Source organism: Ramlibacter sp. (assembly GCF_050250995.1).
Classification (GTDB): Bacteria; Pseudomonadota; Gammaproteobacteria; order Burkholderiales; family Burkholderiaceae_C; genus Ramlibacter.
Window position 1 is genome coordinate 110,930 of record NZ_JBFWNP010000002.1, and the last position, 9,652, is coordinate 120,581.

Sequence of the window (9,652 nt, forward strand, 5' to 3'; positions counted from 1 at the left end):
TCCTCATTCGGGTGCGTGCAGCCAGTGAACGCTGAACAGGCGTTCCGGATCGGTCCAGACCGGACCGGGCCGGAACCCCGCCTGCGCCGCCAGCGCGCGCAATCCCTCGACGGTGAACTTGTGCGAATTCTCGGTGTGCAGGCTCTCGCCCTCGGCGATGTCGAAGCCTTCGCCTTCCAGCGTCACGCGCTGCGCGCGACGGCTCACCAGGTGCATCTCGATGCGCGCGAGCGGCGCGTTGTAGAACGCATAGTGCGCGAAGCCGTCGAGGTCGAAATCCGTGCCCAGCTCGCGATTGGCGCGCGCCAGCACATTCAGGTTGAACGCCGCCGTGACGCCCTGCGCATCGTTGTACGCGGCATGCAGCACCGCGGGGTCTTTCACGAGATCGGCGCCGAGCAGCAACGCGCCGCCGCGCAACACCTGCGCCGCGGACTGGAGGAAATGCAAGGCCTCGGCAGGCGTGAAGTTGCCGATGGTGGAGCCGGGGAAGAAGCCCACGCGCTGCCCCGCGGTCGCAAGAGGCGCCGGCAACAGAACGCGCTGCGTGTAGTCGGCCGTGACCGGCTGCACATCGAGCGCCGGATAGTCCCGGCGCAGCGCCGCGGCGGATGCGTCAAGGTGCTCGCCCGAGATGTCGATGGGCAGGAAGCGCGAGGGCGCATCGAACGCATCGAGCAGCAGACGCACCTTGCGCAGCGAACCGGCACCGAACTCGACGATCTCGGCACGCGGGCCGGCGAGTTGCGCGATCTCGTTCGCGCGCTCGGCAAGAATGCGCAGCTCGGTGCGCGTCGGGTAGTACTCCGGCAACTCGCAGATCCGGTCGAACAGTTCGGAGCCGCGCGCGTCGTAGAAGTACTTGGGCGAGATGCTGCGCGGCCGCATCGCGAGCGCCTCCCGGAGGTCGTACGCGAACTCGGTCGTGCTCCGCTTCGCTGCAGCGGGAGCAGCAGCACGTACGTGGCCGCGGCCTTCGTGTCGACCCGCGTTCGACTCGGCCCGCGCCTGAACACCCGTCTCCATCAGCATGCCTGATCCTTCGCGAGCCGCAGCCCGCTGAACTGCCAGCGCGCGGCCGGCGGGAAGAAATTGCGATAGGTCGCGCGTGCGTGCCCGGCGGGCGTTGCGACGCTGCCGCCGCGCAGCACGAGCTGGCCGACCATGAACTTGCCGTTGTATTCGCTCACGGCGCCCGCAAGCGGACGAAAACCCGGATAAGGGTCGTAGGACGAGCGCGTCCATTGCCACACATGGCCCGTCGCCTGCGACAGGCCGGGCAGCGCGCAAGCCGCTTCCCATTCGAACTCCGTCGGCAGCCGCGCGCCGGCCCACTCCGCATAGGCCGCGGCCTCGTAGAAGCTGAGCTGGCTCACCGGCGCGGCCGGATCGAGCGGACGCACGCCATGCAAGCCGAACACCTGCCAGGCATCCGAAGGCGCGCGCGCGTCGCCCGGTGCGAGCCAGTACGCGGGCGCCTGCCAGCCCTGCGACTGCACCGCCGCCCACCCATCCGACAGCCACAGCGACGCGTCGCGGTAGCCGCCGTCGGCGATGAAGTCCGCATACTCGCCGCAGGTCACCAGCCGGTCGGCGATGCAATAGGGCCGCAGCAGCGCGGCGTGCCGCGGCGTCTCGTTGTCGAACGCGAAGCCATCGGCTTCGTGCCCGATGCGCACCTCGCCCGACGGACCCGCGATCCATTTCACGGGCGGCGCGGCGAGTCGCAGCGCAGGCGGCGGCGCGGGGTCGTAGGCCGGCAGCAGCGGATTGCACCAGAAGGCATGCAGGATGTCCGTGAGGAGCAGTTCCTGGTGCTGCTGCTCATGGTGCAGGCCGAGCTCGATCAGGGGCGCGGCGGCCCCCCAGGCATCGTCGGACGCATCCGCCATGAAAGACGCCATCGCTTCGTCGACGTGGGCGCGATACGCATGCACCTCGTCGCGCGAAGGGCGCGTGAGCAGGCCCCGCTGCGGGCGCGCATGGCGCGGGCCGAGCGACTCGTAATAGGAATTGAAGAGGAAGAAGAAGCGCTCGTCGTAAGCGCGATAGGAAGGGGCATGGGCGCGCAGCACCACGGCTTCGAAGAACCAGCTCGTGTGCGCGAGGTGCCACTTGGTCGGGCTCGCGTCGGGCATCGACTGCACGCACTGGTCTTCCGCCGAAAGCGGCGCGGCAAGGGCCAGGCTGTGACTGCGAACGGCCGTGAAGCGTGCCGCGAGATCGGCTGCGATGGCGGCTCGGACCGCGGTGCGCCTGAGGGGCGCATGCGACAGGTTGGCGGACATGGGCAGAAGCTCCTTCGTCAATGGGCGCGAAGGCGGGACGCGCCTCGAACAACAGTCTTCGTCCCCTCCGCGGCGATTACAGCACAGGGCTGCGCGTGCTGTCTGCTGTCACGTTCGCAACCGGCGGTGTGGCAGCGGGTGTCTACGATGCCGGCATGAACACCGCCGCCACCCCGCCCGCAACGATGCACGCCAGCACGCACAACCGCCAGATCCGCCTCGCGCGCCGCCCCGTCGGCATGCCGGTGCGCGACGACTGGTCGTTCACGACCGAGGCCGTCGTCGAGCCGGCCGACGGCGGGCTGCTGGTGAAGACGCGCGCCCTCTCGCTCGACCCCGCCATGCGCGGCTGGATGAACGAGGGCAAGAGCTACATCGCGCCGGTCGCCATCGGCGAAGTGATGCGCGCGGGCGGCATCGGCGAAGTGATCGCGTCGCGCAACCCGCGCTTCGCGGCCGGCGACCTCGTCACCGGCGCGCTGGGCGTGCAGGAGTACGCGAGCTTCACGGAGGCGGAGGCGAAGAAGGCGGGCCTCGCGAAGATCGACACGCGCCTGGGCAGCGTGACGCAGTGGCTCAACGTGCTGGGCATGCCGGGCATGACCGGCTACTTCGGCCTGATGGAGGTGGGGCAGGCGAAGGCGGGCGACACGGTCGTGGTCTCGGGCGCGGCGGGCGCTGTCGGGCAGACGGTAGGCCAGCTTGCGCGCATCAAGGGCTGCCGCGTGGTCGGCATCGCGGGCGGGCCGGCCAAGTGCGAGTGGGTGGTGAAGGAGCTCGGCTTCGATGCCTGCATCGACTACAAGGCCGGCAACGTGAAGGCGGCGCTGCGCGAACACTGCCCGAAGGGTGTCGACGTCTATTTCGACAACGTGGGCGGCGACATCCTCGACGACGTGCTGACGCGCATCGGCCGCGGCGCGCGCATCGTGATCTGCGGAGCGATCAGCCAGTACAACAACACCACGGCCGTGCAGGGTCCGAAGAACTACATGTCGCTGCTCGTGAACCGCGCACGCATGGAAGGCATGGTGGTCTTCGACTACGCCGACCGCTATCCGCAGGCCATCGCCGAGCTCGCAGGCTACCTGCGCGACGGGCGCATGAAGAGCAAGGAAGACGTCGTGCTCGGGATCGAGAATTTCCCCAAGGCGCTGCTGAAGCTGTTCTCGGGCGAGAACTTCGGCAAGCTGGTGCTCGAGGTGGCCTGAGGTTCTCAATCGATTCGTTCCTTGCGCCCTGTTGTAGTCGAGCACCCTCGCCTCGCCTTGTAGGCGGCGACGGACAGCTCGCGCGGGAAAACGCTACACGCAGGTAGGACGAGGTCGATTCGATCCGGCGCTACACGCGCGAGTGCCGGTTGGCCTCGTTGCAGGTGATCCAGAAGTCGTACACGCGGGACATCTTCACGCGCAGTTCGTCGAACACGACGGTCTTGCGCACCACGCTGTTGGCCCCGGCGCGGTACGCGCCATCGAGTTCCGACTTGTCGCTCGAACCGGAGAGCGTGACGACCGGGACCGACGCCGTCAGCGGATCGGCGCGCATGGCCTTGAGAACCTCGATTCCGTCCATGCGCTTCATGCGCAGGTCGAGGATGACCAGGCGCGGCTGCTTGCGCGCATCGCGTTTCGCGTACCGGCCGCGGCCGAAGAGATATTCGAGCGCCTCGACGCCGTCGGCCGCCGTGACGATGCGGGACCGCTCGCAGCGCGCCGCGAGAGCATCGAGGATGAGTTCGAGGTGGTCGGGGTTGTCCTCGACGACGAGAATGATCGCGTCGTCCATCAGGCGAGCCGCCCGGCGGCCAGCCGCGCGCCCTGCGCGAGCGCCTGAAGTTTCGCGACCGCGACCTCGCGGGCCATCGGCGCCATGCCGCAGTTGGTACAGGGCATCAGCCGCTCGCGCGGCACGAACTGCAGCGCGCGGCCGATGGTGTCGGCCACCTGCTCGGGCGTCTCGATCACGTCGCTGGCGACGTCGATCACGCCGACCATGACGTCCTTGCCCTTCAGCAGCGCCATCAGGTCGGGCGGCACGTGCGAGTGGTAGCACTCCAGGCTGACCTGGTCGATCGAGCTCGCGGCCAGCGCGGGAAACACCTGTTCGTACTGCCGCCACTCCTCGCCCAGCGTCTTCTTCCAGTCGTTGTTCGCCTGGATGCCGTAGCCGTAGCAGATGTGGACGGCGGTCGTACACGTGAGCCCCCGCGCCGCGCGCTCGAGCGCCTTCACGCCCCAGGTGGCCGCGTCCTTCATGTAGACATTGAATGCGGGCTCGTCGAACTGCACGATGTCCACGCCGTCCGCCTGCAGCGCCAGCGCCTCCTGGTTGAGGAGCTCGGCAAAGGCGAACGCCATCTGCTCGCGGTCGTTGTAGAAGCGGTCGGCCACCGTGTCGACGATGGTCATCGGCCCGGGCATCGTGAACTTGAGTTTCTTCTTCGTGTGCGCACGCGCCAGGCGCGCCTCGGCCTCATGCACGCGCCCCTTGAGCCGCAGCGGCGCCACCACCTGCGGCACCATCGCCTTGTAGCGGTCGTTGCGGATGCCCATCTCGACCTTGTGCGCGAAGTCGATGCCCTCCACCTGCTCGAGGAAGCCGTGGACGAAATGCTGACGCGACTGCTCGCCGTCGGTGACGATGTCCAGGCCCGCGTCCTCCTGCTCCTTGATCCACAGCAGCGTGGCGTCGGCCTTGGCCTGCTTCAGCGCATCGCCTTCGAGCTTCCACTGCGGCCAGAGCTTCTGCGTCTCGGACAGCCAGCCGGGCTTGGGCAGGCTGCCGGCGATGGTGGTGGGAAACAGCATGCGTGAATCTCCTCGTCGCCCTCCATCATGCCGCAAGGCCGAACGCCTCGGCCAGCAGCTCGTACGAGCGCCGTTGCGCGGCCGCATCCCAGGTCCAGGTGATCACGGCGACTTCGCTCACCTGCAATTCCCCGGCAATGCCTTCGATGCGCGCCTTCACCTGCGCGGCGGTGCCGACGATGGCCTTGCGCCGCAGTTCGCGCAGGTGCGGCTGCTCGTGCGCGCCGTAGTCGCGCGGCGCTTCCGCGGGCGGCCGCAGCGGCCCGGGCAGGCCGATGTTGCGGTCCATCCGCGCGCGCTCGCGGCTCGCGAAGAGATGCCACGCCTCCTCTTCCGTCTCGGCCGCGAGCGCCCAGACGCACACCGCGCCCTGCGGCTGCGCGATGACGCCCGGCTTGAACGTGTGGCGGTACAGGGCCATCGCTTCCTCGGCCGATTCCTCCGCGATGAAGTGCGCGAACGCATACGGCAGGCCCAGGTGGCCGGCGAGCTGCGCGCCATAGCCCGAACTGCCCAGCATCCACAACGCCGGCCTGGTCGCGGCCTGCGGAAGGGCCGCGATGCCCCGCGCGGGGTGGCCTTCGGGCCAGGCCACGCCGTCGATCCAGGCCTGCAGCTCCTGCACCTGCTGCGGGAAGTGCTGCGAGCTGCGCGGGTCGGGGTTGAGCAGCAGGGCCGTGCGCTGGTCGCTGCCGGGCGCGCGGCCCACGCCGAGGTCGATGCGGCCGGGCGCGAGCGCATCGAGCACCCGGAACTGCTCCGCGACCTTGAACGCCGAGTAGTGCGGCAGCATCACGCCCGCGCTGCCGATGCGGATGCGGCTCGTGCGCGCGGCGATCGCCGCCATCAGCACCTCGGGCGCCGTGCCCACGATGGTCGGCAGGCTGTGATGCTCGCTCAGCCAGAACCGGTGATAGCCGAGCGACTCGCAGTGCTGCGCGAGCGCGACGGTGTTGCGGATCGATTCGTCCTGGCCGCGGCCCAGACAGGCCACGGACTGGTCGAGCACGGAAAGACGGATCGGGTTCGGGTTCGGTGCCGGCATGCGGCCGAGCTTGTCACACCCGGGCGCGCCGCGCAGCCCGCGCTCCGATAATCCCCACATGAACGCGAACATGGAGCGCCCTCGCGTCGTCATCGTGGGCTGCGGATTCGGAGGGCTCGAGGCGGCGCGGGCGCTGGCGAAGGCGCCGGTCGACATCACGCTCGTCGAGCGGACGAACCACCATCTCTTCCAGCCGCTGCTCTACCAGGTCGCGACGGCGGGCCTGTCCGCGCCGGCCATCGCCGCGCCGGTGCGCCATCTCTTTCGCGCCCAGGCCAATCTCACCACGCTGCTGGGCGAAGTCACATCCATCGATGCCGATGCACGTCGCGTGCTGCTGCGCGACGGCGATGCCCTGCCCTACGACCACCTGATCGTCGCGGCCGGCGCCACGCACAGCTACTTCGGCCGCGACGAATGGGCCGCGCATGCGCCGGGCCTCAAGACGCTCGACGATGCGTTCGAGATCCGCCGCCGCGTGCTGCTCGCCTTCGAGATGGCGGAGAAGGAGCCCGACGAAGCGAAGCGCCGCGGGTGGCTCACCTTCGTGGTGATCGGCGGCGGTCCGACCGGCGTGGAGATGGCCGGCACGATGGCGGAGATCGCGCGCACCACGCTGCCCGGCGAGTTCCGCCGCATCGATCCGTCGAGCGCGGCCATCCTGCTCGTCGAAGGCTCGCCGCGCGTGCTGGGCGCGATGCCCGAGTCGCTGAGCGCGAGCGCGCGGCTGCAGCTGGAGCGGCTCGGCGTGGAGGTGCGCGTGTCTTCGCGCGTGACGGCCATCGATGCGAACGGCCTCGAAGTCTCGCCGCCCGAGCCCGCGGCGCCCTATCGCATCGAGGCGCGCTGCATCGTGTGGGCGGCGGGCGTGGCCGCATCGCCGCTGGGGCGCCAGCTCGCGAGCGCCGTCGGCGCGGAAGCCGACCGGGCAGGCCGCGTTGTCGTGCTACCGGACCTGAGCGTGCCGGGCCACCCGGAGATCAGCGTCATCGGCGATCTCGCGTCGGCGAAGAGTCACGTGGAGGGCCGCGAGCCCGTCCCTGTGCCCGGCGTTTCACCCGGCGCGAAGCAGATGGGCCGCGCCGCGGCCGGCAACCTCCTGCGCCGGCTGCGCGGCGAGGCGACGCAGGCCTTCCGCTATCGCGACTACGGCAACCTCGCGACCATCGGCCGCAACTCCGCCGTCGTCGACCTCACGACGCCCGTCGGCCCGGTGCGCTTCAGCGGCCACCTCGCGTGGCTCTTCTGGCTCTTCGCGCACATCTGGTTTCTCATCGGATTTCGCAACCGCATCGTCGTGCTGATCGACTGGGCGTCGGCGTACTGGAGTTCGCAGCGCTATGCGCGCGTGGTGACAGACATCGAGCGCGTGGTGGCGAATCAGTCGTCCAAGAAGCCGCCCTTGTAGAAACTCCAGGCGGTGCCGTCGTGCAGGTAGAAGTAGCCGTCGGCGCAGCCCTCCTTGCCGGGAAACTCGTCCCGGTACGCCTTCGGAATCACGCGAAGGAGTTCTTCGTCGGAGAGATCGTCGAACTCCTCGGGCGTGATCGCCATGCCGCTTCGCAGCCGCCGCCGTTCCATCTATAGTGGCCTCATGTCGATTCGCATCGTACAACTCGGCACGCCCCGTGCGGCAGACGAGGGCCTGCGAATGGGCACCGTGCGCAGGCCCCCGCGCGGCGTGCCCAAGGCCGATTTCGCGAAACGCGATTTCTACGACGTGTGGCTGCCCAATCTGTCTCCGAGCGCGGAACTCGTGGCCGAGGGACTCGCAGCCGACGACGCGAAGCAATGGAAGATTTTCACGCGGAAGTTTCGCGCGGAAATGAACCGGCCCGACGCATCTCGCTTGCTCGACGTGCTGGCCGCCCTGTCGCACCAGACGAATTTCGCGGTGGGCTGCTACTGCGAGGACGAGTCGCACTGCCACCGCGCGGTGCTTCGCGAGCTGCTGGCCGCACGCGGTGCGGCCCTCGCCGCCTGAGGTTACATCCCCAGCAGTTTCTTCGCGTCGCCGAGCGCCTTCATCGATTCGGTGTGCTTGCCGGCCTTGTGCAGCGCCTCGCCTTCGCTGCGCAGCTTCGATACCTTGTCGAGAACGTCCTTGGCCGGCTTGGCCGACGCGATCTTCGCGTCGATGGCCTTCATTTCGTTCGGGCAGTTGTGCGCCCAGGCGGCGCCCGCCAGCGTGAGTGCGGAAACGAGGACGAGAGTCTTGCGCATCGATGCCTCCAGAGCAGAGTGGAAAGCATCAAGTTAGCGCAGATGAGAGGCGGGCGAATGCGGGTTTTCCCGCCTGCCCCAAGCTCACCGGCCGCGCGAGAGACGCCGCGCGTTGGCCGTCACCGTGCGGTGAACGGGGGCGAGGCCGGCAGCGAACATCGCCGTGGACGCGCGCTCGATGGACTGCTGCAGGACGTTCTGCGAACCCCGTCCGCCGCCGAGCGACTGCACGAAGGCGGGCGCGAGGCGCATCGGCATCATCCACAGGTTCATCCAGATCGCGAGCCACGACTGCGAAAAAGCCGCGACCTTCTCGTCGACCATGCGGCGGTTCTCGGCCTGGTCGCGCGGAGACGGGCTCGCGCCCGCCAGCGCCATGCGCGACAGGCGCATGGCCATGACCTGCGGTGTGGCGAAGCCGACTTCGGCGAGTTTCAAGGCAAGGGGGGCGGCGCTGCGGGTGCTTCGGGACATGCGTTCATTCTGGCGCGGCGGGCCGCTGCCGTGAGCGCGTTCGGTGAAGTCGCGGCGGGCTCCTACGGAGTTTGCAACACGCGCACGCCGCAAGGCTAGAGCGCCAGCACCTGCTTGCGCGTCGCCCCGCGCACGGCCGTCACCGGCAAGGCGGCATCGAACGAGGCGATGGCGCCGCCGCGACGCGTGGCCAGCGCCAGCAGATACGCATCGGTGACTTGCCGATGGCCGTGCAGGCGGCTGAAATCGACGAGGGTGTCGTCGAGCATCGAGACCTCGTCGGGCCAGAACTCGTGGTCCATCGCTCCGGCGAGCGACCGCAGGCCCTCGGCCACCTGTTCCGGCGTGGCCCGGTGCGTGGCCGAATACGAAGGCGCGCTCATGATGCGGATGACGCCGTTCTCGACGATCGGGCAGGTCGCGATGCGGCGCGGCGCGGCATCGAGCCACTCGTTCGCGCGCCGGGAAAACACGTGCGCGTCGTCGAGCAAGGCGATCAGCACGTTCACGTCGAGCAGGACGCGCGGGCCGGCGGCCATGCTCAGACGCCTTCCGCGTCCTGCAGGCCGCGCACGTGCTCGACGGTGATGACCTCGTCGCGCTGCGGCAGGACCGCGAAACGTCCGCCGCGCCGCGCCTTGCTGCGCCCCGCGGGGGACGCGGGCGGACGCCGCAGCGCCTCGCGCGCGAGGCCGGAGATCACGGCGCCGAGCGACTTGCGCTCGCGCGCCGCGTGCTCCTTCGCCGCGAGGAGAACGTCTTCGTCGATGTCGATCGTGGTGCGCATGATGTGCCGCCGTGATGTCGAAGCA

The 9,652-nt window shown here is 69.2% G+C and carries 13 protein-coding genes; 3 read left to right on the plus strand and 10 right to left on the minus strand.

The genetic code is table 11. The features are described 5' to 3' along the window. Nucleotides 1–3: 3 nt before the first annotated feature. Both egtD and egtB read right to left on the minus strand, forming a co-directional pair. Complete coding sequence (gene egtD, locus AB7E83_RS02390) at nucleotides 4–1,026, minus strand: L-histidine N(alpha)-methyltransferase (protein ID WP_428565468.1); 1,023 nt, start codon at nucleotides 1,024–1,026, stop codon at nucleotides 4–6. Then, nucleotides 1,026–2,288 carry an ergothioneine biosynthesis protein EgtB gene (egtB, locus tag AB7E83_RS02395; protein WP_428565033.1) on the minus strand — a complete coding sequence of 421 codons (1,263 nt, stop codon included), beginning with the start codon at nucleotides 2,286–2,288 and terminating at the stop codon, nucleotides 1,026–1,028. Before egtB ends, egtD begins: the two co-directional genes overlap by 1 nt. A 155-nt stretch (nucleotides 2,289–2,443) precedes the next feature. Here egtB and AB7E83_RS02400 point away from each other — a divergent pair, with 155 nt between their 5' ends. After that, complete coding sequence (locus tag AB7E83_RS02400) at nucleotides 2,444–3,499, plus strand: NADP-dependent oxidoreductase (RefSeq protein WP_428565035.1); 1,056 nt, start codon at nucleotides 2,444–2,446, stop codon at nucleotides 3,497–3,499. A 130-nt stretch (nucleotides 3,500–3,629) separates the two neighbouring features. On the opposite strand, the gene AB7E83_RS02405 is transcribed toward AB7E83_RS02400, so the two are convergent. Genes AB7E83_RS02405 through AB7E83_RS02415 form a run of 3 tightly spaced genes read right to left on the minus strand, consistent with a single transcriptional unit; the run spans nucleotide 3,630 to nucleotide 6,143 of the window. Then, complete coding sequence (locus AB7E83_RS02405) at nucleotides 3,630–4,076, minus strand: response regulator (RefSeq protein ID WP_428565037.1); 447 nt, start codon at nucleotides 4,074–4,076, stop codon at nucleotides 3,630–3,632. Beyond that, nucleotides 4,076–5,095 carry a methionine synthase gene (locus tag AB7E83_RS02410; protein WP_428565470.1) on the minus strand — a complete coding sequence of 340 codons (1,020 nt, stop codon included), beginning with the start codon at nucleotides 5,093–5,095 and terminating at the stop codon, nucleotides 4,076–4,078. Before AB7E83_RS02410 ends, AB7E83_RS02405 begins: the two co-directional genes overlap by 1 nt. Nucleotides 5,096–5,123: 28 nt before the next feature. Further along, nucleotides 5,124–6,143, minus strand: coding sequence for an LLM class flavin-dependent oxidoreductase (locus AB7E83_RS02415; protein WP_428565039.1), 1,020 nt, complete (start codon nucleotides 6,141–6,143; stop codon nucleotides 5,124–5,126). A gap of 58 nt (nucleotides 6,144–6,201) precedes the next feature. Here AB7E83_RS02415 and AB7E83_RS02420 point away from each other — a divergent pair, with 58 nt between their 5' ends. Continuing rightward, the gene (locus AB7E83_RS02420) at nucleotides 6,202–7,551 is read left to right on the plus strand and encodes an NAD(P)/FAD-dependent oxidoreductase (protein ID WP_428565041.1); all 1,350 of its coding nucleotides are present in this window, start codon (nucleotides 6,202–6,204) and stop codon (nucleotides 7,549–7,551) included. Here AB7E83_RS02420 and AB7E83_RS02425 read toward each other — a convergent pair. Beyond that, nucleotides 7,524–7,724 (minus strand): hypothetical protein, encoded by a 201-nt coding sequence (locus AB7E83_RS02425; RefSeq protein WP_428565043.1) that lies wholly within the window; start codon nucleotides 7,722–7,724, stop codon nucleotides 7,524–7,526. The genes AB7E83_RS02420 and AB7E83_RS02425 overlap by 28 nt on opposite strands. Before the next feature lie 13 nt (nucleotides 7,725–7,737). Here AB7E83_RS02425 and AB7E83_RS02430 point away from each other — a divergent pair, with 13 nt between their 5' ends. After that, nucleotides 7,738–8,127 (plus strand): DUF488 domain-containing protein, encoded by a 390-nt coding sequence (locus AB7E83_RS02430; protein WP_428565044.1) that lies wholly within the window; start codon nucleotides 7,738–7,740, stop codon nucleotides 8,125–8,127. Nucleotides 8,128–8,129: 2 nt separating this feature from the next. Here the strand turns inward: AB7E83_RS02430 and AB7E83_RS02435 are convergent, their stop codons facing one another. The 4 genes from AB7E83_RS02435 to AB7E83_RS02450 all read right to left on the minus strand — a co-directional run bounded on the left by AB7E83_RS02435 (nucleotide 8,130) and on the right by AB7E83_RS02450 (nucleotide 9,627). Further along, nucleotides 8,130–8,366: a hypothetical protein gene (locus AB7E83_RS02435; protein ID WP_428565046.1), complete on the minus strand. Its 237-nt coding sequence runs from the start codon at nucleotides 8,364–8,366 to the stop codon at nucleotides 8,130–8,132. 84 nt (nucleotides 8,367–8,450) lie between these two features. Beyond that, entirely contained in the window at nucleotides 8,451–8,840 is a 390-nt protein-coding gene (locus AB7E83_RS02440; protein ID WP_428565048.1) for a polyhydroxyalkanoate granule-associated phasin, read from the minus strand. Nucleotides 8,841–8,935: 95 nt separating this feature from the next. Beyond that, nucleotides 8,936–9,379 (minus strand): TA system VapC family ribonuclease toxin, encoded by a 444-nt coding sequence (locus AB7E83_RS02445; RefSeq protein WP_428565050.1) that lies wholly within the window; start codon nucleotides 9,377–9,379, stop codon nucleotides 8,936–8,938. Nucleotides 9,380–9,381: 2 nt separating this feature from the next. Beyond that, entirely contained in the window at nucleotides 9,382–9,627 is a 246-nt protein-coding gene (locus tag AB7E83_RS02450) for a CopG family transcriptional regulator (protein WP_428565052.1), read from the minus strand. Nucleotides 9,628–9,652: the final 25 nt, after the last annotated feature.